Source organism: Chitinophaga sancti (genome assembly GCF_034087045.1).
Taxonomy (GTDB): Bacteria; Bacteroidota; Bacteroidia; order Chitinophagales; family Chitinophagaceae; genus Chitinophaga; species Chitinophaga sancti_B.
In genome coordinates, this window is the sequence record NZ_CP139247.1 from 1,436,044 (window position 1) to 1,459,207 (window position 23,164).

A 23,164-nucleotide genomic window follows, 5' to 3' on the forward strand; every position below is an offset into this window, starting at 1 on the left:
AACATTAATTCACCATTAGTTTTCAGTCAGTAAGAGCCGCATTGACTAACCCTGTGAAATCATTGAGAACTGAATAAAGATATTTAAGTCGTTACGTTTTAAAATGACAAGTTCAAAATGAAACCTGGGCCGGTATTGACCAGCCCTTCCTTTTACAAATTTATAAAACCGTTTGTTATGATTAGGAGTTACATCAGGATCGCATTGCGCAACCTATGGCGTAATAAGTTATTCTCTGCGATCAATATTGGTGGGTTGGCAATTGGTATGGCGATTAGTTTTATGCTGATGCTATATGTGCTCTTCCAGTTTAGTTTTGATCAATTTCATAAGAATATAGATAATATTTACCAGGTAGTGACTGAGGATGCAGGTGTATGGACTACCCCAGTTCCACTGGCGTCTACGCTGGAGAAAACAATACCCGGGATCAAAACAACCTCCCGTGCAAGTTATTTCTACGCTCACCTGCTACAGGCAGGTGAAAACAGCATTAAGTTAACTGGCGGTTATGTGGATCCTCAATACCTGGATATTTTTAGTTTTCCGGTCATCAATGGAAATGCAAAACCATTGAATGAGAAGAATGAAATTGTAGTGACCGCGAGCACCGCACATAAGTTATTCGGAAACACGAATCCCATTGGTCAGTTAGTAAAGCTGGATGCGCAGGATCCTCTGGTAGTAAGTGCAGTAGTGAATGATCCCCCTGCAAATTCTTCTATTCAGTTTGACTATTTGTGTAGCTGGTCGTTGTATACTGCAAAAGAGCAATGGATTAAAGATAACACCTGGGGCAACTTTGGTATTATGACTTTTGTATTGCTGCAACCAAATGCATCGATCGCGACTGTTCAGGGCAAAGTAAAACATGTGCTGCAAGATGCAGGTAACAATAATATTAATACGACCCTTATGCTGCATGCGGCAAAGGATTGGAAATTATATAATACGATCAAAGATGGGAAAATCATTGGTGGGAACATTGAAACAGTACGCCTGTTTTTATTGCTCGCACTGGGTATTTTGCTGATTGCCTGTGTGAATTTTATGAACCTGAGCACCGCACAGGCAGAGCGTAGGGCTCGCGAAGTAGGGGTGCGGAAAGCGATTGGTGCTAACCGTAGCTTACTGATCTCTCAGTTTTTTGGGGAGTCTTTAATATTGGTAACACTGTCTACTGTATTGGCGTTATTGCTGTTGTGGATACTGCTGCCGGCATTCAATACTTTTGCAAATAGTGCGCTGAAATTAAGTAAAGCCCCCATGGTCTTCTGGGGTTCACTGCCTTGTTTCCTGCTGGTAACGGGATTACTGGCTGGTAGCTATCCGGCATTGTATCTTTCTTCCTTCAAACCGATCAAAGTATTGAAAGGTAGTGTTACTAAAATAAAAGGTAATTTCTTATCCAGACAGGCTTTAGTCGTATTCCAGTTTGGATTGGCAGTAGTGCTCATTATTACGACAATTGTCATTTACCGTCAGCTCTATTTTATCCAGCACAAACCGATTGGTTACGATCCCAAAGGGCTCGTGGATATAGAACTGGAAGGCAGATTATATGATGGGTATGATGCTTTTAGAAATGCAGTAATTGCTTCAGGGGGGGCTGTAGAGGGCACAATTGTGAGTAACCAGATCACCAATGCAGGTAGTACAACCTGGGGCCTTAAATGGCCGGGACAAGAGGCAGGAGAAGATCAGAAATCATTTGGTGTGATTGCTACTGCCGCAAATTTTGCCAGTACATTTAGTATCCCTGTCTTACAGGGCAGAGACTTCTTATCCACTGCAGATTCTATGTCTATCATGGTGAATGAAACTGCATTGAAAGCAATGCACCTGAAGGACCCAATGGGACAGGTGATCACTTACAATGGACAGCGCCGTACGATTACTGCTGTAGTCAAAGATTTTGTATGGGAGACGTCTTATAAGCCTGCAACACCCATGATCTTCACGTATAATCCTGACTGGCGTGGTGTGATGACCTTTAAATTGAATCCAGCACTTTCTGTAAAGGCATCCATGGACAGACTGGAAAAAGTGTATCGTGAGATGAATCCGGACTATCCTTTCAATTATACTTTTGTAGATGACAGTTACCAGAAGAAATATGACAATGAAAGATTCCTGAGCAGGGCGATCAACATCTTTGCTTCGCTGGCTGTCATCATCAGTTGTCTTGGGTTGTTAGGCTTGTCAGTATTTGCTGCGGAACAGCGTAAGAAAGAAATTGGTATTCGTAAGGTCATGGGAGCAGGTGTGCAGCAAGTGATGTTGCTATTGTCAAAAGAGTTTCTGAAACCTGTATTAATCGCCATTCTCATCGCATCTCCAATCTCAGCTTATATCATGAATAACTGGCTACAGCATTACACTTACCGTGTTGACATTGAGTGGTGGATGTTTGGCATAGCTGGATTGCTCGCTGTATTGATTGCATTGGCTACAGTAAGTATACAATCCTTCAGAGCTGCTAATATGAACCCTGTTAAAGCATTGAGAACAGAATGAGTTCTTATTTCAAAATAGCATTCCGTAATCTGGTTCGTCATAAAACCTATGCAGGTATCAATATCGCTGGTCTGGCATTAGCTATGGCCGCATGTCTGCTTATTTACAGGATAGTGCATTTTGAAATGAGTTTTGACAAGTTTCATGCGGGTAAGGAAAGAATATACAGGGTCGTATCTGTGACGCAGCAATCAAATGGAACGGAATATTTTATGGGTGTGCCGTTTCCTGTGCCGGGTGCATTGCGAAAAGATTTTCCGCAGTTGGAAAATATAGGGGCCATCCGTCAGACAGATGGGGTGATCATCGTAGATGATAAGAAATTCAGAGAGCGGGATCGGGTGTATTATACTGAACCTTCTGTATTTGAAATATTAGGTTTCAAATGGCTGTATGGCAAACCTCGCGAGTCTTTGTCAGCTCCGGGTACAGGTGTAATAACCAAAAGTATTGCAGTGAAATATTTTGGTAGCTGGGAGGCCGCAATAGGTAAAACCTTCAATCATAATAACGAGAGAATAATAAGGGTAACCGGCATTCTGGATGATATGCCTGCAAATACAGATTTCCCATTTAATGTGGCGATATCCTATGCCACTTTGCTACCACAACTAAAACAGGATGATTGGCTATCTGTAAATGAAGCACATAGCGTGTTGGTAAAGCTGCCAGCCGGTATGGATATGGCACATGGTAACACCATGTTGTCCGACATGATCAATCGATATAAGCCGAAAGAAAACCGCAACGAGCAATTGCAGTTGCAGCCATTGTCAACTGTACATACAGATACACGCTTTCGCAATTATAATGCTGTTTTTAGCCTGCGCATGATCAGTGGATTGATAGTGGTAGGTCTGTTTTTATTGATTATAGGTAGTGTCAACTTTATAAATATTGCTACTGCACAGGCAGTGACCCGTTCGCGGGAAGTGGGTGTGCGCAAGGCATTGGGTGGTGGCAGAAAGCAATTAATAGGACAATTTCTGGCAGAAACATTTGTCATTACCTTTTTTGCATTGTTGTTAGGATTGTTAATTGGTAAATTATGTCTGCCTGAAGTATGCAGCATTATGCGGTTGCCAATGCTGGAATTATTTGATACAGGTTTGCTCTTCTTTATTGTTGGATTGTTAATAGCAGTAACGCTATTAGCTGGTGGTTATCCTGCCTTCATCATGTCAGGATTTAATCCGGTCACCGCACTAAAAGGTATTAAAATATCTGGTAGTCTTTCTCTCAGAAGAGTATTAGTGGTATTGCAGTTTGCGGTAGCGCAGATACTACTCATCTGTATGATGGTAGTGATGAGTCAGATGAAAAAGGTATTGCATGCGCCATTGGGGTTTGATCAGAAAGCAGTGGTGACGGTATCTATACCAAAGGATAGTGTTTCTATACAGCAATTTGGATTTATCCGCAATCAACTGTTGCAATCACAGGGAATTAAAAATGTAAGCTTCAGCTTTACACCCGCATCCAGTTATGGTGGTTGGTTTGGCAGATTACGATTCGAGGGGCGTACGCTGAATGATTTAAGTGTGGATTTAAAATTTGCTGACCAGTCATACGTCAATACTTATGGTATGCAACTGATCGCAGGTAATAACTATACATCTGCCGATACGGCCAATGGTTTTGTAGTGAACGAAACACTTGCTAAAACATTGGGATATCGTGAGCCTGCTGATATTGTTGGTAAGCGAATGGCATTCTCTGACGACCAGGTATCCGGGCCGATTATAGGAGTAGTAAAGGACTTCAGGGCAAATAGTCTGAAAGAACCAGTCTCCCCGTTAGTATTGATGAATAATACTTCCAGGTATCGTACACTGAATGTAAAGATCGATCCGGATCAGATGCCGGAAGCGCTGGCAGCAATAGAAAAAACGTGTAAGACAGCATGGCCAAATTACCTGTATGAATATGAATTCATGGATGATCTGTTGAAAGACTTTTACCAGGAAGAGATACAATTGTCTGCTTTGTATAAATTGTTTGCTTTTGTAGCGATGTTCATTTCATGTTTGGGTTTGTATGGACTGGTATCTTTGATGGTGGTACAGCGTAGAAAGGAAGTGGGAATTCGCAAAGTATTAGGTGCCTCTGTAATGGATGTACTGGTATTATTATCTAAGGAATTCACGCTACTGGTGATCATTGGTTTTATCATTGCTGCTCCGCTGGCTGCTTATTTCATGCAGGGCTGGTTAGCTACTTTCAATGTTAGGATCGGTTTACAGGCGAATCTATTTTTGCTCACTTTAGGAGGGGCTTTAGTCATTGCATGGATGACAGTGGGGATTCGCACTGTCAAAGCAGCACTGGCCAATCCGGCAAAAGCTATCAGAACTGAATAAATTATTGGTATGTTCTATAACTATATAAAAATAGGATGGCGCAACCTGATGCGTCAGAAAGTTTTTTCCGTGATCAATATCACAGGAATGACGGTAGCGTTTTGTATTGCTTTTCTCCTGGGTATTGCGGCTTATTTTGAATGGTCTTACGATCAGTTTCATACAAATAAAAACAGCGTTTTACAGATCTATACTGCTGAAAGGATGGTGGATGGGAGTATACAGAACAACAGTAGTCAGTCCGCTCCATTTGGCCCTGCCATTGAGAAGGAGTGTTCTGCTGTACAATCGGCTACCCGTTTTGGATGGGACTATGAAGCTGTTTCTTATAAAGAAAGATCCCTGGACCTGCATGTTACTTTTGTAGATCCTTCTTTCCTCTCTATGTTTAGTTTTGCCCAGCTGGAAGGAGACAAAAATGCATTGCAGAAACCCAGTCAGATCCTTATTACGAAAAAGGCAGCAGACAAATTATTCCAGGGTGAATCACCTATTGGTAAGCTGGTGCAGATCAACATGAATAATCATCTGCAGCCATTTACCATTGCCGGTGTAATGGCAGATGTACCTCGCAACAGCAGCATCGGTTTTGAAGTGCTTTGCAGTTTTCAGAATATAATAGCAGGGCTGGAAGATCCTGATACCTGGGATAATCAATCCTACCAGGTATTTGCTCAACTGCGTCCTCATGCTACACCTGCTATGCTGGAACAGCAAATGAAAGCCGTGATCCATAAGTACAGGAACAATAAGCTGAGTAGCATGAAAGAGAATGGTGTAACACCTGGTCCTGATGGGGAAATGTTGACGATGCGTACCTTACCATTATCAGATATGCATTTCAGAGAAGAGAGTAATACGGGAGGAGACATCAACCCATTTTATCCATGGATGTTACTGATCATGGCGCTGTTGATTGTAGCTACTGCCAGCATCAATTTTATCAACCTGAGTATGGGCAGATCCTTTACCAGGGCAGGGGAAATTGGTTTGAGAAAAGCATTAGGCGCTGTACGTACACAACTCATCATGCAGTTTTGGTGTGAAGCACTGATCGTTTGCTGCATTGCTTTTATAGCCAGTCTGGCATTGGGCTTATTAGTTCTGCCATCTTTCAATCGTCTGTTCAGCTATCATCTGGACTTCTCTATTTTACTGAATGTAAGATTGATTAGCTGTACCATTATTGCTTTCTTCTTTGTAACTATACTGGCAGGTGGTTATCCTGCCTGGTTAATAGCCCGCACCAACCTGATTGAAGTGCTGAAAGGCAAGATGAGTTTAGGTAAAAGTGGTTTTTTGAGAAATACACTTATCGTGGTTCAATTTGTAGTAGCGGTATTACTCATCAGTTCTACCGCAGTGCTCTGGCAACAGCTGCATTACCTCCGTACCCGGCCTATGGGCTTTGATACGGAGCAGGTGATCAGTATCCCTATGACGGGTAATGTAGATGCTACCAAGGTGCTTGCCCGTATGCAACAGCAATTAAATGGAGATCCACATGTTATTTCCAGCACGGCATCCTACATGAATCTGGGGGCCGGATTGGCAGGTGGTGAATCTACATGGAAAGTTGGTTTTAATTTCAAGGGGCATGAGGCAAAGACGGTATGGGTACCCGTGGAGTATGATTATTTGCAAACGTTAGGATTGCAACTGGTATCCGGAAGGGATTTCTCCAGGTCGTTTGGTGCGGACTCCAATACGGTTATTGTAAATGAAAAACTGGCGTCAGTATTGGGAGGAGGGAAGGATGTAGTAGGAGAGCACTTCGAATTTGACGGGCAACAAATACAGATCATCGGAATCATAAAAGATTTTAACTTTAAATCTCTGCGCCAGGGGATTGGACCATTGGCTTTGAAACTGACACCATCATTACAGGCAGCTGCTATATTTGTGAAAGTGAAATCCACAGACCTGCCTGGCGCTATGGCTGCTGTGGAAAGAGCATGGAAGGAGGTTGTGCCCCAAGGGGATTTTAAAGGTTCCTTCCTGAATGAAAATGTAAACCGGATGTACGAGGCAGAAGCCAGATTGGCTACCATCATTGTTTGTAGCGCCATACTGGCTATTCTCATCTCATGTATGGGCCTGTTTGCAGTAGCCGTACTGGTAATAGGGCAGCGGAATAAGGAGATTGGTATCCGCAAAGTAATGGGGGCTTCCGTAGGCAGCATCGTTGCCCTGCTGTCAGGAGGATTTTTAAAACTGGTGGCCATAGCCATCATGATCGCCACACCCATGGCCTGGTATATCATGAGTACCTGGTTACAGCATTTTGCTTATCGCATTCAGATTCAATGGTGGTTATTTGCCCTCGTTGGAATGGCGGCACTCATTATTGCATTTTTTACTATTAGTATACAAACGATCAGAACAGCATTCATGAATCCCGTAAAATCGATCAAAACAGTTTAAAATAATGATACAGCTAAAGCACATTTCAAAATATTATCCCGTAGGATTTGGCAAAAATGAAATATTGAAAGATATTGACCTCACAATATTTGAAGGAGAGTTTGTATCCATTATGGGGCCTTCTGGTTCGGGGAAGTCTACGTTACTGCATATCCTCGGACTGTTGGAAGAGCCTTCACAGGGAGAATACCTATTCGAAGGAGAACCGGTACATAAGATGAATGAAAAGAAGCGTACCCAATTGCACCGGGGTTCCATTGGGTTTGTGTTCCAGGCATATCACCTGATAGACGAATTGACCGTTTATGAAAACATAGAAACACCACTTTTATATAAAAACATTCCATCGGCAGAAAGAAAGAGCCGTGTAGCAGACGTACTTGACAGGTTTAATATTGTTGCAAAGAAGGATCTGTTTCCCAACCAGTTATCTGGTGGACAGCAACAGCTGGTAGGAATTGCCCGCGCTATTGTAGCTGAACCCAGGGTAATACTGGCGGACGAACCAACCGGTAATCTGCATTCTGATCAGGCCAAAGAAATCATGGAACTGTTCAAACAATTAAACCAAAAAGACAAGATCACCATTATACAGGTTACACACTCCGAGTTAAACGCAACCTATGGTCAGCGAATTATACAAATCCGCGACGGGAAAATCGCATAATTGGGAGTTAATAATTTAATAATCCGGTGTTTAAAGTCTTTTTGATGCAGCAAAATAGCCGTTTTGCCAGCTGCAGACTTTGAACGCCGGTTTTTTTGTACCGTAACGGGATCGTTTTTCAGGCTTTTATAAAGAAAATGTTTATGTTATCATTACAATTAGTATATTTTTGGAATGTCATGAAATTATCCAAGTACCCGGGATGTATCCTGGCAATTTGTTTATTCTTTGCTAACACTGTAGCAACTAAAGCACAGGATACCTGGAGCCTTCAGCGTTCCGTAGATTATGCCCTGGCTAATAACATAGATATCAGGCAGCAGGTCGTGCAAAAAAGACTGGCAGAACTGACGCTTCATCAAAGCAAGATGGCACAGATTCCTACCCTGAATGGATCTTTGAATGGCAGCTATGCCAACGGTCGTAATATTGACCCCAATACCAATACATTCATCACTTCAGCTGTTACTTCTTATAGCGGGGTTTTATCTGCAGGGGCTAACCTCTTTAATTTCTTCTACCAGCAGAACACAATTGCAGCTAATAAATATCAATATCAGGCACAGGATAAGTTGCTGGAGAAAGCAAGGAACGATGTCGCCTTTAATATTGCCACCTCATTTTTACAGATCCTGCTGAATACAGAACAGGTGCATATAAGTGAAGTACAGGTAAAACTCACCGTAGATCAGTTGGAGAATACCAAAAAACTGGTAATAGCGGGGTCCGTACCTGAGAGTAATCAGGCAGACCTTGAATCGCAGCTGGCTTCGGATAGTGTGACCCTGGTGAATGCCCAGAACCAGGTGATTCAATCTACCTTACAGATGAAGGCCTTGTTAAATTTGAGTTTTGATCAGCCATACGTACCACAGATACCAGATAATATTACTGAAATTCCGCTACCAAGACTGGATGAAGTAGATCCGGAGATGGTGTATAGTGCCGCCACTTCCAATAACCCACAGATGAAGGCCGATCAGCTGCTGATTAAATCTTATGAAAAATCCTATGCTGCTTACAGGGCACAGATGTATCCGACGTTATCTGCTTCAGGACAGGCTTATAGCAGCTATGCAAACAGTGCAAAGAATGGAGAAATTATCTCAATTAGATCTGTTGAAGATGTGAATGTCGGTACGGTGGTGGTAAATGGAACAACTTATGACGTAACGACTAAGTCGTACACCTATAATACGAAATATACTACAATCCCATTGGGTACCCAGGTTAGCAATAACTTTAAGCAAACGATTGGCTTGTCTCTCAACATTCCTATTTTAAATGGATGGACCTACCGCACCAATGCGCAGAAGGCAAGACTCAATATTGAAACGCAGAAACTGACCATGGAAAAGGATAACCAGAAACTTCGTCAGGATATCTACACTGCTCATGCAAATGCTGTTACCTCTTTGCAGAAGTTCTATGCAGCATCCAGGGGCGTAGACGCATCCCAGAAGGCATTTGATTTTGCCACTAAACGATTTGATCTGGGTTTAATGAATACGATTGATTATATTACTACACAAAGCAAATTGTTCAATGCGCAGATCAACAAAGTATCCGCGCAGTACGACTATATATTTAAAATGAAGCTTCTGGAGTTTTACAGGGACCAAAAAATAACGCTGTAGCAAGTCCCGCTCCATTTTGAAATACACCGGCATATGAAGAAAAAAAGAAAGACACTTTACAGAGTGATCATACCTCTTATTGTACTTGTCATTATTATTTGGGTCCTGCTGGCAAGCAGAAGATCTGAAGGTATTAAAGTCGCAACAGAACAAGCTGGTTACAAAGACATTATAGAAGTAGTGTCGGCCAGTGGCAAGATTTATCCAGAAACTGAAGTAAAGGTAAGCTCCGATGTATCCGGTGAAATTGTTGACCTTCCGGTCATAGAAGGAGACTCCGTTAGAAAAGGTCAGGTACTGGTAAAGATCTATGCAGATGTATACGGCTCTATGAGGGACAAAGCGAACGCTGCCCTGAGCCAGGCACAGGCGCAACAAGCCAATAGTGCTGCATCACTGGCCGCATACAAAGCCAAACTGGATCAGAACAAGCTGGCTTATGATCGTAATAAAGAACTGTTTACACAGAAAGTAGTTTCCCGCAGCGAGTTTGAAACTGCTGAAGGTACTTATCGCTCCGCCCTTGCAGATTACAATGCTGCTGTGGAGGCTGTAAATAGCAACCGCTTTGCAGTAGCCAGTGCGCGCGCTAGTTTAACAGAAGCAAATACCAACCTGAACAGAACTACGATCGTTGCTCCCATGAATGGTATCGTATCCCTGCTGCCAATGAAGAAAGGCGAGCGTGTGGTAGGTACCGCACAGATGACGGGTACTGAAATCATGCGTATTGCAGATCTGAATACCATGGAAGTGCAGGTAGATGTGGGAGAGAACGATATTCCCCGTGTAAAATATAATGATACCGCTATCATAGAAGTTGATGCCTATAATAACCGTAAGTTCAAAGGTATCGTAACCCAGATTGCCAGTTCCAGCAAAAATGCTGCGACAAGCACTACTACTACCACATCTTCTGCTGACCAGGTGACGAATTATGTAGTACATATTCGCATCCTGCAGGAAAGTTACCAGGATCTGGTCACTGGTAAAAAACCTTATCCTTTCCGCCCGGGTATGAGTGCTTCTGTAGATATTCAGACCCAGCGTAAAAATCATGTATTGTCTGTACCTATCAATGCGGTGACGACAAGAGAAAAGGATAGCACCAGCCGGAATGACAATAGCGAAATTGTCTTCATGCTGAAACCTGATAAGACAGTAAAGCAGGTACCTGTAACAACCGGTGTTCAGGATGATAGCTATATTGAAGTGCTGACAGGTATTAAACAGGGAGATACGGTTGTGACTGCCCCTTATTCAGCTATTTCGAAAGATCTGGCAAACGATAAGAAAGTGAAGGTGGTACAGAAGAAAGACCTGTTTGAAACGACAAATAAATAACTACTGATAACTCTTTTTACATAAAAACGCTTCTGCTCAACGGGCAGAAGCGTTTTGTTTTTATTAATAAATACTGGTCAGACCTTTGCACATATGTTGTAACATATAAGTTGCCTGAGCCTACCGCGGAACTGTCAATGTCATTAATGGTGGCTCACAGGCTATCTAATTATTTTAGAACGGGAACTTCAGTATTGGGCATATTCACTCGTTGAATATGCCCATTTGCATTTTGCGTGATGATATGATGAAAAACTTAACATTGCCCAATGTTAATTTAATATTAATTTTATGTTATCACATTAAGCAAATATTTAAGAGGTTATGTCAAGTACCAAAACACCCAAAGCTGGTAAATCTACCAGCAAAGATGCCCGTCATGATATTGAGAAGAAGTTAGATTTATTACTCGTCGATCTGAAGAAAGACCTGGGAGACACAAAGTTCAAAAGCAGAATCAAAAAGGCTGCGAAGTTGTTGAGTAAAGGTGTTGAGAAAGCAAAGAAAAAGGCTATTACCACCAAAAAGAAAACTAAGCCAGCGAAAGCAGTTAAGACAAAAAAAGCGGCAGCTGCTCCTGCAACAGCAACAGCTGAATAAGTAACATTCATTTGTTACGACGCCCACTTATACAGTACGGACTGGTATATGTGGGCGTTCTAGTATATATTTAGGCCTTTTAGGTATGAAAAGGCTTGCCATATATTTCTTAAGCCTCCTGCCCTTGGCGGCAGCAGGTCAGCAAAGCAGTCAGGTGAATGTATTCCTTGGCTCATCCGGAGACCATGGGCAAATGTCCCCTGCAGCATCCTATCCTTTTAGTATGCTTAGCATAGGTCCGGAAACCTATCCATCTACCCACACCGGGTATGAGTATCTCGCAAAAGAATTTCTGGGTTTTACCCACAACCGTATGGAGGGCGTAGGCTGTCAGGGTTGTGGTGGAAACCTGCTGGTGCGCCCTTTCCTGGGTGATGCTCCTGCAAAAGCAGACCTGATTAAGGCCGCGGAAAAAGCTTCGCCTGGGTATTATACTGTGGCATTCGAAAATGGTATCGGTGCCTCATTTACCGTTTATAAAAATGCCGGCTTGCATCAGTACCAGTTTCCCGCAGGTAAAAAAGGTTTGTTCATTGATCTCGGTTTTGCACACGTAGGCCGCTTTGTGGCTGAGCAGCATACCATCAATGGCAATGCTGTAAGTGGATGGATTGAATCCCGCACTACCTGTAGCGCAGGCGTCTATCGCATTTACTACTACCTGGAAACAGAACAGGGCGTAACCTGGGACTCCACCGGCAATCACCAGCTGATTGCACGGGTGAGTAACAACACAAAGTTGCTCAATGTACGTGTGGCGCTTTCGGCAGTAGGTGAATCTTATGCAAAAGCATCGATCAGCAAAGGTGGCTTTGAAACCCTGAAAACAGCCAGTGACAAAGACTGGAATGCCATGCTGGGACACATCAAAGTGAAAGGTGATGCTGCCCGTGAGAAACTCTTTTATTCTTTATTCTATCGTTCTATTCAATCTCCTTATGTAGTATCAGAACCAGATGGCAGTTATGCAGCTACTGATGGTACGTTGCAAAAGACAACCAGCAAGATCTACAATGGCTGGGCAATCTGGGATAACTATCGTGCACAATTACCTTTGTTGTCTATCGCATTTCCTGGTGAGTACCAGGATATGATGACTTCTATTGCAGGCTTGTATGCACATGGTAAAAAAGATATGGCGACCCTGCATGAACCAAGCATCACGGTTCGTACTGAACATGCCGAAGTGGTGCTGCTGGATGCATATCGCAAAGGGTATAAAGTAGACTTTAAAACCATCGCTGATTCACTGGAAAAAGAAGCGGCGAATTTAGATTTTGCACATCCTGATAAAGCGCTGGAATCTTCTTATGACCTATGGGCAATGTCAGGCATCTTCAATGTGTTGAAGAACTCCCGGAAAGCAACTTCCTATCGTGAGCAGGCTGCTAATTACAAACAATACTGGACGAAAGATTTTCAGGACCTGACCCGTCGCGATGTAGATCAGATGCAGGCAAGAGGTTTGTACCAGGGCACTATCTGGCAGTATCGCTGGTTTGTACCTTTTGATATCAAAGGATTGATAGCGTTATGTGGTGGCGAAGCAAATTACATTGCACAGCTGGATGAATTCTTTGGTCATGATTATTACAACCATACCAATCAGCCGGATCTGCAGGCGCCTTTCCAGTACAATATGACTACACAGCCATGGAAGTCACAGGCACTTGTACATAAGATTGCAGTGGATACCATGATCCAGCATTACTTCAATGATAATAGTAGAGGCATAGGATCTGAAATTGATGTGATTTACAAGAACCAGCCTGCAGCTTATGCAAGAACGATGGATGATGATGCAGGAACAATGTCCAGCTGGTTTGTACTGGTATCTGCCGGTATTTTCCCGGCTTGTATCGGAGAACCTGTGTATTACCTGAATGTGCCTTTGTTCGAATCAGTTGAGTGGGAGTGGAATGGTGGAAAGAAATTCCATGTACAGGTAAAGAATTTTGGAGAGAAGAACGTGTACATCCAACAGGTGTTGCTAAACGGAAAGCAGATAGATCGAAACTGGATTACGCAGGAGGAGATCACAAAAGGAGGGGAGCTCACCATTGTAGCCGGTGATAAACCCAATGAGAAACAGGGGGTCGACAATATTTACCTCACGAAATAATGAATAAAAAAACGCTTTTGCAAGTGGCAAAAGCGTTTTTTTATTGAAGTTCCTTTACTTTGCAGGATATTGGAGTATAGACCAAATAGATACAGAGATGAAAGCAGGAATCATTGGTAGCGGCAGCTGGGCTACAGCCATGGCCAAAATATTAACGGACAATGGCAGACAGATCAACTGGTGGATCAGAAGTGAAGAGACGATCCGTTATATGCAGCAACGCCACCACAATAAACATTATCTCACATCTGTATACTTTGATACCAATCTGATACAGTTGAGCAATGACCTGGAAGCTGTAGTGGCAGCCAGCGATGTACTTGTACTGGCGGTGCCTTCCGCCTTCCTGGAAGAAGTGCTTTTACAATTACCGACGGATGCCCTGCAAGGAAAAAAGGTGATCAACGCTATCAAAGGTCTGGTGCCTGGGGCTAACCAACTCATCAACGAATACCTCGAAGATATCTTCAATCTTCCTTTAGATCAATACTTTACTATCACGGGTCCCTGCCATGCAGAAGAGGTAGCCAATGAAAAGCTTTCTTATCTTACCTTCTCCGGTCTGGAAGAAGATGCTGCTCAGCAAATGGCGGATCTTTTTACAAATAGTTATTTACAGACCATTGTCAACAAAGACGTGATTGGTGTACAACTGGCGGCTGTATTAAAGAATATTTATGCATTGGGTGCCGGTATTGCCCATGGCCTGGACTATGGAGACAACTTTCTCAGTGTATATATCACAAACTGCTTCAGAGAGATGCAGCAGTTCCTGGAAACTTATAGTCAGGACCATACAGAACCTATAATAGAGCATAACTACAATGCCAGCGCCTACCTGGGCGATCTGCTGGTGACCTGCTATAGCCTCCATAGCCGTAATCGTACCTTTGGCAATATGATTGGTAAGGGATATAGCGTGAAGTCTGCACAGCTGGAGCTGAACATGATTGCCGAAGGGTACTATGCCAGTAAGTGTCTGAAAGAAATGAATGAGCAGGTGGGGGCATATATGCCTGTAGCACAGGCGGTATTTTCCATATTATGGCAGCACCAGAATGCTGCGGAAGCATTTCTGGCGCTGGAAAAAGGTTTTATTTAGCGATAGCTATTTTCACTTTCTTATTCTTGATCTTTTGATTTTGTATGAGGTTCAGCACATGACTGGCCTTGCTCTTTCGTACCGCTACAAAAGAGTAGAAATCTTTCACTTCAATTAAGCCGATATCTTCTTTCTTCAGTTCACCCCTGTTGCTCAGGAAGCCTACGATATCGATCTTATTCACCTTGTCCTTCTTACCGGCACCTATAAAGAAGGTCGTCCATTTTGGTTTTTCAGGAATTTCATAATCACCTTCTACAGAGATCAGGTTCACCTCTTCGGAGATATAATCCGGCAGGTGCTCATCAGGGCCAATGATCAGGATGGCGGTGCCACTGGCATCCATTCTGGCTGTACGACCGTTTCTATGGGTGAAGATCGCCTCTGTGGTAGGCAGGTGATAATGAATGATGTAACGGATGTTTGGAATATCCAGTCCTCTTGCTGCCAGGTCGGTAGTGACAAGGAGGTTGGAGGAGCCATTTCTGAATTTGGCGAGAGCCGCTTCTCTTTCATGTTGCTCCATGGCGCCATGATAGAACACGCTTACCAGACCCTTATCCTTAAGCAGGGAGTTGGTACGCTCTACAGCATCACGGTGGTTACAGAAGATGATGGTAGAGCGGTTACCCAGTTTGCAGACAAGCTCGAACAGGGTGTCAAGTTTATCTTTTTCAGGACTTTCCAGGTATTGAATAGCCAGGGCAGGAGCGGGTTCGCCACTCAGGAAATCCAGGGTTACCGGATTTTCCATGTTTACAAATTCAGGTATTTCTACAGTGTCGGTTGCGGAGGTGAGCAGGCGCTTTTTCAGTCCGGTGAGTCCGTTGAGGATAAATTCCAGTTCATCTACAAAACCCAGTTCCAACGACTTGTCAAACTCGTCCAGTACCAGCATTTTGATAGTCTCAGGTTTGATATTCTCCCTACGGATGTGGTCTCCCAGTCTGCCAGGGGTACCAACTATGAGGGCAGGTGCTTCCTGGAGATTATTTTCTTCCGTCTCTCTCTTATGGCCACCATAGCAGCAAGTGATTTTTACACCTGTACGCATGTTTTTCCACACATTTTCGATCTGAAGGGCCAGTTCTCTGGAAGGCACGACGATCAGGGCCTGGGTACCGGATACTGTTTTGTCCAGTGATTCCAGTACAGGTATTAAGAAGCCCAGGGTCTTACCAGAGCCGGTGTCTGAGAGCAGGATGACATTGTCTGCTTCCTGATTTGCCTTGATAGATGCCTCTTGCATCTCATTTAGCGCATCGATCTGGAGCGCAGAGAGGATATTTTCGTATACATTTTGCATTGCGGGGCAAAAGTACGGTAAGTTATTCAAACGCTATTGAGCGGAAGGCTCGGGTCCGAAATAGTTCCGGATCATCCATTCAATATGTTCAGATAGACCGGCCTCAGTAATAGCCGGACCTGCTGACTGTGAAAGTATATTGTCTTTGTCAAAGGTGTATTCCAGCACATCTCCTTTCATAACTACAAGATATTTTTTCTCTTTGGCTTTTTTACGCAGGGATATTTTCCTGCTGACCCCGTTGACTGTAATACTACAAGCAAGCGTACGCATGTGAAGATTGAGGTTTTAGATGAATAAAGAATAGCGGTTTTCACAGAATAACTGATGGCGCTGGCCTGGCTATTATTTTAGCCAGGCAGTCGCCTCAAGAACCTGTTAATAAAATGTATAAATAAATGATGATGAGCCTGCTCACAGGCAAGGCGTCTGAATTAGCTTTTCGTCGTCTGAGTCAAATGTAGCGTCTTGATCTCAGAATTTTGTGAACGCCATGTTAATGAAAAAAAATAGTCGATCGACTAAAAAAAGCCTGATTGAATATAACCAGGCCTTATCATAAACAGGTCATTATAACTACACCAAAAGGGCACCTCATTATCCCAGAGATAATGAGGTGCCCTTTTGGTGCCCTATTAGTACCCTTATTGTACTAAGGACATGCTATAGGAACAGGCATAAAAAAGATTGTCCCGGGTTCGCACCCAGGACAATAAACTAAAACAACAGCTATGAATGAAAAAATGTTATGCTTCGTGGATAACGGTTTCAATTACCATACCACGCGGTCCAACCCCTGATTCCACACTTCTGCCCTGGGAATTGGGGTAATAGGGATCATGTATTGTGGAAATAATTCCACACATTTGTATGGAATATCTTGCAGAAGCTGCCACAGGTATAATGGATTGATATTTGGAACTACTATACTGAAAAAGGAGTGGGAAAAATAGGTGAAGTGTGAATTGAAGCCAAAGGATCCTCCTATGTTTTTGATAATCATTTATTAATGGAACAAGTGTAAGCATGTCACAGCATATTAAACCGGATGTGGGACCCCCATCCGACACACTATATACGCATGAGGGGATGAACAAGTCATTTATTCTGATTATTGACGATGAACCGGATATCTGTATACTGCTACAGTTGAGTCTTGTTAAGCATGGATATAATGTAAAATATGTGCATTCACTCACGGAGGGAACGCAGTATTTGCAGCAGCAACAACCGGATTTGCTTTTCCTGGATATCCATCTGCCAGATGGGTCGGGATTGGAAGCATTACCTGGCATTAAGAAAAAATGCCCAGCCCTGCCAGTTGTCACCATTAGCGCTTATGATAATGGTATGGAAAAACAGAAAGCACTCAAGGCGGGTGCCAGTTACTTCCTCGCCAAGCCATTCAATGTAAAAAGTCTGGATGAGCTGATGAGTAACATGTTAAGCAGATAATGCGTTGCAATGAAAGGTATTAATTAGTAAATTTAAAAAAGCTGTTGTTCTAACACCACATATAACTTTTATGAGAAATATTCTGATTATAGACGATGAGATCAATATTTGTACACTGCTTAGTAAGTTTCTGGGCAAACACGGCTTCAAAGTAGATACTACTATGAGCGGTGCCACTGCGCTGAAAATGATGAAGGAGAAAACATTTGATCTGGTGTTGTGTGACTATCGTTTAAAGGATACAGATGGTGCTCAGTTATTACAGGACATATTGCAAATCAATCCCCGTACAATCGTGATCATCATCACCGGTTATACCGATGTAAGGGTCGCAGTAGATATGGTGAAAAATGGTGCTTATGATTATTTATCAAAACCATTGTATCCGGACGAAATCCTCAACCTTGTACATAAAGCCTTCGCGCACATGGATTCCGAACGCGAAAGGGAAAATTCTATGCCTGCCAGAACTTACAATGGCAGTGTAGGAGAAAGACCTGCCGCTGCTGCCATTGCAGATGTACAAAATGGAGAGATGATCGATAAGAGTAATAAATATGTATATGGGGAAAGTGCTGGTGCCCGCGAACTAATCCGCCAGATTAAGCTCGTAGCGCCTACCGATTATAGTACTATCATATTTGGTGAAACAGGTACGGGTAAAGAATCTGTTGCCCACCTCATTCACCACCATAGTAAACGTCATTCTCAACCTTTTGTAGCATTGGACTGTGGAAGCCTTTCGAAAGAACTGGCTGCAAGTGAATTGTTCGGTCACGAAAAAGGAGCCTTCACCGGTGCGATCAATACCAAGATCGGCGCCTTTGAACAGGCACATGGCGGTACGCTCTTCCTCGATGAAGTGGCAAACCTCTCTTACGATATACAGGTAGCCCTGCTGCGTGTGATCCAGGAAAAAGTGATCCGTCGTGTTGGTAACCTGAAGGAAATTCCGATTGATGTGCGCATCATCGTAGCGAGCAACGAGAAGCTGTCTGAATCTGTACAGAAAGGCCGTTTCCGTGAAGACCTTTTCCATCGCTTCAATGAGTTCACTATTTATATTCCGCCATTGCGTGAGAGAGTAGAAGATCTGTCTTTATTCGTAGATGCTTTCATGCGTCAGGTGGAAGGAGAACTGCAAAAGAACTGTGGTAAGATTACACATGAAGTATGGGATTGCTTCAACCGTTACAACTGGCCCGGTAATATCCGCGAACTGAAAAATGTGATTCGCCGTGCCTGCCTGTTAACACCGGAACATGAAGATATCACGCTGTCTACATTACCACTGGAAATGAAAGAATCATTCTCCCAACAACCATCTTATGATGAAGATCATCAGGTGAATATGTCAGGTGAATTGATTTCTATTACCAACGAAAATGATCTGAAAACAGTTGCATTGCAGGCTGAATACAATAAGATCATCAACGTACTCAAAGAGGTAAAATACAATAAAACGAAGGCCGCGCAGTTGTTGAATATTGACAGGAAAACCCTGTACAACAAGCTCCGGTTACTGAATATAAATTATTGATCAATATAGTGTTTGTTTATAGTTTATTGTGGGGCGCTTTATAGCGCCCCTTTTTTATTTTTTAACAGGTATATTATTTGCCTTACTTAAGTATAAATACAACATCATGAAAGCGCAACAAGACAATGGAAATTTTTTTGAGAAATTTTCAAGTAAAGTCAGTCATATCACAGGTTCGCCGGGAGCGTTCTTTCTTGCTCTGTTAGCAATAGTTATATGGGGACTTACAGGGCCGGTATTTCATTATTCCGATACATGGCAGCTGGTCATCAATACGGGTACTACTATCATCACTTTTCTAATGGTGTTCGTAATACAAAAGTCACAGAATAAAGATTCCAAATCATTACAGTTAAAACTGAATGAATTAATTGCAGCCAATAAAATGGCGAGTAATCGCCTTATTGTGGTCGAAGATTTATCAGAAGAAGAACTGGATACCCTGCATAAATATTATTGCAAGCTGGCGGAGGAAACGAAAAAGAAGATGTCGATGAAAGAGTCACACTCTGTAGAAGAGGCAATCGAAAATGCAGAAGACAAGATAGAAGTGGATGAAAAAAATTAAGGCCGGATCACTATAAAGTCTCCGGCCTTTTTATGTGATTAGTTAGCGGGCAAAACGACCGTAAATACACTGCCTTTATCAATCTCACTTTCTACATGTACGGTTCCTTTGTGGTTCATTATAATGTTTTGGGTACTTGTTAACCCCAGACCGGTACCTTTCGGTTTGTTCGTAAAGAAGGGGTCAAACAGCCTCATTTTCGTTTCTTCAGGTATGCCTGGACCATTATCACTGATCATGATAATCGCCTTGTCTTTCAGGCGCTCTGTATTAATTGTGAGCACCCCCTTACCTGGTGTCATCGCCTCAATAGCATTGATGATGATGTTGAGTAATGCAATGATTACTTTTTCTTCATCAGCAGGTACCATGATGTCGGGGTAAATGTATTCTTTTTTGACTTTTATTTCATTCAGTTGCAACCTGTCTTTCGCCAGCAGCAATGCTTTTTCTGTCAGTTCATTTGCACCATGTGCATGGATGTTCAGCTCTATCATACGGGTAGAACTGAGCAGTTCTGTAATGAGCTGATTGATGCGGGTACAGTTGCGCTCTATGATATCTACATATACCTGGCTTTCTTCCACACTCACCGGTTCACCTTTGAACTGGCTTACGGCCAGCAGGATATTGGTGAGCGGATTTCTTACCTCATGAGCGATCACGCGGGCAATGCGACCGGTGACGATGAACTTCTGTTGCTGTTGCTTTTCCAGTTCTTCTCTTTTTCGTTCGGTGATATCCTGTGCAATACAGAGGAAGATCTGTTCTGCTTCATCCAGCATCACTGCGCTGACCATTACATCCAGTTTTTTACCTTCTTTGGTCACGAAGTTATACTCTGTTTGCAGACTACTGTCTTCTCCACAGATGTGGTCGAAGAAGTGGCGGCTTTGTTCTTCCTGGAAAAATAGTTTTTTCAAATTCATCTGCAGGAATTCTTCCTTGCTATACAGCAGGGTCCTGATGGCTGCGGGGTTTGCATCGATGACGTTCTTGTCACAATCTGCGAGTATGATGAGGTCATGTGCTTTTTCAAACACACTAAAGTATTTTTTTTCTTTTTCTTCGATGGTGCGCAGGTGGCGGGCCTCATCCAGGGCATAGCGAATGGAGCGTTCCAGCAGGTCTGCACTGATTTCTCCTTTTACGAGGTAGTCAGAGGCACCTGCCTGCATGGCTTCCTTATCTATACTGTAATCCCCTTTACCCGTGAGCATAATCACGGGTGCTTTGTATTGCAGCTGTTGGAAGTGATGAAGGATGTCGATACCTGTATATGGTCCCAGGCGATAATCTACTAGGTAGATATCATGCTTTTTCCGCTCTACTTCCTCCACTGCTTTTGAATAAGTAGGTGCCCAGGCCAGATCGTACTGACCCGGAGAGATGTCCTGCAATAACTGGCTTACCAGGTAAAAGTCATCTTCATCATCATCGATCATCAATATGTGAACAGGTTGATCAGTCATTCTTAAATGTTTGGCAGTTCTGCAATTTCGAACCAATATTTACTTAATACATTGGTAAATTCTACGAGACCTGAAAAAGTTACCGGTTTGATGATATAACTGTTTACACCCAGTTCGTAGCTCTTAGCAATATCCTTTTCTTCCATGGAGGTAGTAAGAATGATAACAGGTATACTCTTTAATAAAGGATCAGCCTTTACCTCTTTTAATGCCTCACGACCATCTTTCTTGGGCATATTGAGGTCCAGCAGTATGATGTGTGGAAGAGGGTGTAGCGTTTCATCCGCATACTGCCCACTCCGCTTCAGGTAGAGCAACAGCTCTTCCCCGTTTTCCACGAAGCTAATCTGATGATCTGTACTGTTTTCTTCAAATGCGGCCTTGATCAGTTCCCGGTCATCTGCATCATCATCAGCAATAAGGATGCTAATTTTTCCGGCAGGTTTAATACTGCTCATCCTGATGGGTTTGGGTAAGTGGTAATATAACTATAAAACTGGCGCCTTTGCCTGCTTCTCCATGAGCTTTGATGTAACCATGATGACTGTCTGTGATTTTTTTACAGATAGCCAGGCCAATACCAGTCCCTGAGTATTCGCTCATGCCATGTAACCGCTGAAAAAGCAAAAAGATGCGCTCGGCATAGGCCGGTTCAAATCCTATACCATTATCTTCAAATGAAAGACGGCAAAAGGTATCTTCCAGTTGATTTTCTCTCACGGGGATGTCCAGTGCAGCACCTTTCAGGAGCTGACAACGGATATTGATTTCCAGTTGCCGCTCGGGGCTGGCGAACTTAATTGCATTTGTGAGGATGTTCTGAATGAGCTGTTGCAAAGAGGTGAGATTGCCTTCTATTACAGGCAACACTTCTGAATGAATAGTACCTTTCTTTTCCTGAAGACTTTCTTCCAGGTCACTGCATACCTGTTGAAGCAGGGTATTCAGGTCTGTTTTTACAATATTCTCAGGGGTAATGCGGCCAGCTCTTGAAAAAAGCAGCAGGTCACTGATCAATATACGCATGCGGGTCACTGCAGCTCCCATGCGTTCCAATAGTTCATTGGCTTCGGTAGGGAGTTGAGAGCCGTATTTCATTTGCAACCGGTCGCTGAAGGTAGAGATCTTGCGCAAGGGTTCCTGCAGGTCATGACTGGCTACATAAGCGAATTGTTCCAGTTCTTCGTTGGATTTATTTAACAGACTGATGTTTTGTTGCAGGTCCCGCTGGTAAGATTTTAATCTTGATTCAATGTGTAATTGCAGGCGATATTCCCGTGTGAGGGTCACATAGGAATAGATGCCTATGAAGATGGCAATGAGTGAAGAAATAAATATAACAGGCACCCATATCATGGAATAAAATCGCTGCATCTCAGATTTTTCCGGCAGGTGCTGTTCTTCGATCTTCATCATATCCTGTACTTTCCTATCTATCTTATCCATTGATTTTTCACCTTCCTGTACCGAGGAAGTGTCTTTCCGGAAAGAACGCCATTTGGTTTCGCCGGCAGCGAGTTGTTTGTATTTATTATCCAGGAGTTGTTTCAGCGTATCAAGGTGTAGCCGTTGTTGCGGCGAACCACTTGTTACCTGGCGTAGATGCAGGTATTCTTCTTCAATCCTGATGCTCCGTTCCTGCATACTGGGTCGCAGGAAGGCAGTGTCCCTGGTGATGCTAAAACCGCGGATTGCAGCTTCCGCATCTTTTACCTGCTTGGTGATTACTTCCAGCCTTTTGGATACTTCAATGGTGTGGTTCATCCATCTAGCATTATCAAGCAGGTTCTTAGTAACAATATAAGAGCAAACAGAAGCAATGATCATTACAGTAGCAGCTATAAAAAATCCTGCTCGTAGCTTTTTCTGAACCGGGATATGCATGGTAGTTTATTCGACAGCATTCGAATGTACTAAAAAGTTCCGGGTTCCGAAACGGAAACAAATTCTACAATATGAAATCACTTGTCTACACCATGTGCAGCCGTGGCTGCTGCATGAAAAAATATAGCTGTCAACGTTGGTTATATGCCTATGAAACTATTTGTGG

The 23,164-nt window shown here is 43.0% G+C and carries 17 protein-coding genes; 12 read left to right on the plus strand and 5 right to left on the minus strand.

The window, feature by feature from the left end; translation table 11 throughout:
* The first annotated feature begins 177 nt into the window (after positions 1-177).
* From SIO70_RS06035 to SIO70_RS06075, 9 genes are all read left to right on the plus strand, one after another.
* Positions 178-2,517 (plus strand): ABC transporter permease, encoded by a 2,340-nt coding sequence (locus tag SIO70_RS06035; RefSeq protein ID WP_320580053.1) that lies wholly within the window; start codon positions 178-180, stop codon positions 2,515-2,517.
* Positions 2,514-4,877, plus strand: a complete 2,364-nt coding sequence (locus SIO70_RS06040; protein ID WP_320580054.1) for an ABC transporter permease — start codon at positions 2,514-2,516, stop codon at positions 4,875-4,877. Before SIO70_RS06035 ends, SIO70_RS06040 begins: the two co-directional genes overlap by 4 nt.
* Positions 4,878-4,886: 9 nt before the next feature.
* The gene (locus tag SIO70_RS06045; protein ID WP_320580055.1) at positions 4,887-7,301 is read left to right on the plus strand and encodes an ABC transporter permease; all 2,415 of its coding nucleotides are present in this window, start codon (positions 4,887-4,889) and stop codon (positions 7,299-7,301) included.
* 4 nt (positions 7,302-7,305) lie between these two features.
* Entirely contained in the window at positions 7,306-7,968 is a 663-nt protein-coding gene (locus SIO70_RS06050) for an ABC transporter ATP-binding protein (RefSeq protein WP_320580056.1), read from the plus strand.
* A gap of 179 nt (positions 7,969-8,147) precedes the next feature.
* Positions 8,148-9,605 carry a TolC family protein gene (locus SIO70_RS06055; RefSeq protein WP_320580057.1) on the plus strand — a complete coding sequence of 486 codons (1,458 nt, stop codon included), beginning with the start codon at positions 8,148-8,150 and terminating at the stop codon, positions 9,603-9,605.
* Between the two features lie 33 nt (positions 9,606-9,638).
* Positions 9,639-10,949 carry an efflux RND transporter periplasmic adaptor subunit gene (locus SIO70_RS06060; protein WP_320580058.1) on the plus strand — a complete coding sequence of 437 codons (1,311 nt, stop codon included), beginning with the start codon at positions 9,639-9,641 and terminating at the stop codon, positions 10,947-10,949.
* Positions 10,950-11,273: 324 nt separating this feature from the next.
* Positions 11,274-11,549 carry a hypothetical protein gene (locus SIO70_RS06065; RefSeq protein WP_320580059.1) on the plus strand — a complete coding sequence of 92 codons (276 nt, stop codon included), beginning with the start codon at positions 11,274-11,276 and terminating at the stop codon, positions 11,547-11,549.
* A gap of 85 nt (positions 11,550-11,634) precedes the next feature.
* The gene (locus SIO70_RS06070; RefSeq protein ID WP_320580060.1) at positions 11,635-13,671 is read left to right on the plus strand and encodes a glycoside hydrolase domain-containing protein; all 2,037 of its coding nucleotides are present in this window, start codon (positions 11,635-11,637) and stop codon (positions 13,669-13,671) included.
* A 97-nt stretch (positions 13,672-13,768) separates the two neighbouring features.
* Positions 13,769-14,773, plus strand: a complete 1,005-nt coding sequence (locus SIO70_RS06075; protein ID WP_320580061.1) for an NAD(P)H-dependent glycerol-3-phosphate dehydrogenase — start codon at positions 13,769-13,771, stop codon at positions 14,771-14,773.
* Here SIO70_RS06075 and SIO70_RS06080 read toward each other — a convergent pair.
* The gene (locus tag SIO70_RS06080) at positions 14,766-16,079 is read right to left on the minus strand and encodes a DEAD/DEAH box helicase (RefSeq protein ID WP_320580062.1); all 1,314 of its coding nucleotides are present in this window, start codon (positions 16,077-16,079) and stop codon (positions 14,766-14,768) included. The genes SIO70_RS06075 and SIO70_RS06080 overlap by 8 nt on opposite strands.
* Positions 16,080-16,112: 33 nt before the next feature.
* Positions 16,113-16,352 (minus strand): hypothetical protein, encoded by a 240-nt coding sequence (locus SIO70_RS06085; protein ID WP_320580063.1) that lies wholly within the window; start codon positions 16,350-16,352, stop codon positions 16,113-16,115.
* A 753-nt stretch (positions 16,353-17,105) separates the two neighbouring features.
* On the opposite strand from SIO70_RS06085, the gene SIO70_RS06090 reads away from it, so the two are divergent.
* From SIO70_RS06090 to SIO70_RS06100, 3 genes are all read left to right on the plus strand, one after another.
* Positions 17,106-17,534, plus strand: coding sequence for a response regulator (locus tag SIO70_RS06090; RefSeq protein WP_320580064.1), 429 nt, complete (start codon positions 17,106-17,108; stop codon positions 17,532-17,534).
* Positions 17,535-17,604: 70 nt separating this feature from the next.
* Positions 17,605-19,074 carry a sigma-54 dependent transcriptional regulator gene (locus tag SIO70_RS06095; protein ID WP_320580065.1) on the plus strand — a complete coding sequence of 490 codons (1,470 nt, stop codon included), beginning with the start codon at positions 17,605-17,607 and terminating at the stop codon, positions 19,072-19,074.
* A 106-nt stretch (positions 19,075-19,180) separates the two neighbouring features.
* Positions 19,181-19,642: a low affinity iron permease family protein gene (locus tag SIO70_RS06100; protein ID WP_320580066.1), complete on the plus strand. Its 462-nt coding sequence runs from the start codon at positions 19,181-19,183 to the stop codon at positions 19,640-19,642.
* Positions 19,643-19,680: 38 nt separating this feature from the next.
* On the opposite strand, the gene SIO70_RS06105 is transcribed toward SIO70_RS06100, so the two are convergent.
* Genes SIO70_RS06105 through SIO70_RS06115 form a run of 3 tightly spaced genes read right to left on the minus strand, consistent with a single transcriptional unit; the run spans position 19,681 to position 22,998 of the window.
* Positions 19,681-21,114 (minus strand): ATP-binding protein, encoded by a 1,434-nt coding sequence (locus tag SIO70_RS06105; protein WP_320580067.1) that lies wholly within the window; start codon positions 21,112-21,114, stop codon positions 19,681-19,683.
* Positions 21,115-21,116: 2 nt separating this feature from the next.
* A complete protein-coding gene (locus SIO70_RS06110) occupies positions 21,117-21,572 on the minus strand; it encodes a response regulator (RefSeq protein ID WP_320580068.1) in 456 nt (151 codons plus the stop codon).
* A complete protein-coding gene (locus SIO70_RS06115; protein ID WP_320580069.1) occupies positions 21,559-22,998 on the minus strand; it encodes a sensor histidine kinase in 1,440 nt (479 codons plus the stop codon). The genes SIO70_RS06110 and SIO70_RS06115 overlap by 14 nt, the downstream gene beginning before the upstream one ends.
* Positions 22,999-23,164 lie beyond the last annotated feature (166 nt).

What these genes read in the sequence shown, in the direction of transcription:
- SIO70_RS06090 (WP_320580064.1), top strand. Translation starts at nt 17,106, where the DNA reads ATGTCACAGCATATTAAACCGGATGTGGGACCCCCATCCGACACACTA.
- SIO70_RS06035 (WP_320580053.1), top strand. Translation starts at nt 178, where the DNA reads ATGATTAGGAGTTACATCAGGATCGCATTGCGCAACCTATGGCGTAAT.
- SIO70_RS06085 (WP_320580063.1), bottom strand. Translation starts at nt 16,352, where the DNA reads ATGCGTACGCTTGCTTGTAGTATTACAGTCAACGGGGTCAGCAGGAAA.
- SIO70_RS06070 (WP_320580060.1), top strand. Translation starts at nt 11,635, where the DNA reads ATGAAAAGGCTTGCCATATATTTCTTAAGCCTCCTGCCCTTGGCGGCA.
- SIO70_RS06040 (WP_320580054.1), top strand. Translation starts at nt 2,514, where the DNA reads ATGAGTTCTTATTTCAAAATAGCATTCCGTAATCTGGTTCGTCATAAA.
- SIO70_RS06075 (WP_320580061.1), top strand. Translation starts at nt 13,769, where the DNA reads ATGAAAGCAGGAATCATTGGTAGCGGCAGCTGGGCTACAGCCATGGCC.
- SIO70_RS06065 (WP_320580059.1), top strand. Translation starts at nt 11,274, where the DNA reads ATGTCAAGTACCAAAACACCCAAAGCTGGTAAATCTACCAGCAAAGAT.
- SIO70_RS06045 (WP_320580055.1), top strand. Translation starts at nt 4,887, where the DNA reads ATGTTCTATAACTATATAAAAATAGGATGGCGCAACCTGATGCGTCAG.
- SIO70_RS06080 (WP_320580062.1), bottom strand. Translation starts at nt 16,079, where the DNA reads ATGCAAAATGTATACGAAAATATCCTCTCTGCGCTCCAGATCGATGCG.
- SIO70_RS06095 (WP_320580065.1), top strand. Translation starts at nt 17,605, where the DNA reads ATGAGAAATATTCTGATTATAGACGATGAGATCAATATTTGTACACTG.
- SIO70_RS06105 (WP_320580067.1), bottom strand. Translation starts at nt 21,114, where the DNA reads ATGACTGATCAACCTGTTCACATATTGATGATCGATGATGATGAAGAT.
- SIO70_RS06115 (WP_320580069.1), bottom strand. Translation starts at nt 22,998, where the DNA reads ATGCATATCCCGGTTCAGAAAAAGCTACGAGCAGGATTTTTTATAGCT.
- SIO70_RS06060 (WP_320580058.1), top strand. Translation starts at nt 9,639, where the DNA reads ATGAAGAAAAAAAGAAAGACACTTTACAGAGTGATCATACCTCTTATT.
- SIO70_RS06055 (WP_320580057.1), top strand. Translation starts at nt 8,148, where the DNA reads ATGAAATTATCCAAGTACCCGGGATGTATCCTGGCAATTTGTTTATTC.
- SIO70_RS06050 (WP_320580056.1), top strand. Translation starts at nt 7,306, where the DNA reads ATGATACAGCTAAAGCACATTTCAAAATATTATCCCGTAGGATTTGGC.
- SIO70_RS06100 (WP_320580066.1), top strand. Translation starts at nt 19,181, where the DNA reads ATGAAAGCGCAACAAGACAATGGAAATTTTTTTGAGAAATTTTCAAGT.
- SIO70_RS06110 (WP_320580068.1), bottom strand. Translation starts at nt 21,572, where the DNA reads ATGAGCAGTATTAAACCTGCCGGAAAAATTAGCATCCTTATTGCTGAT.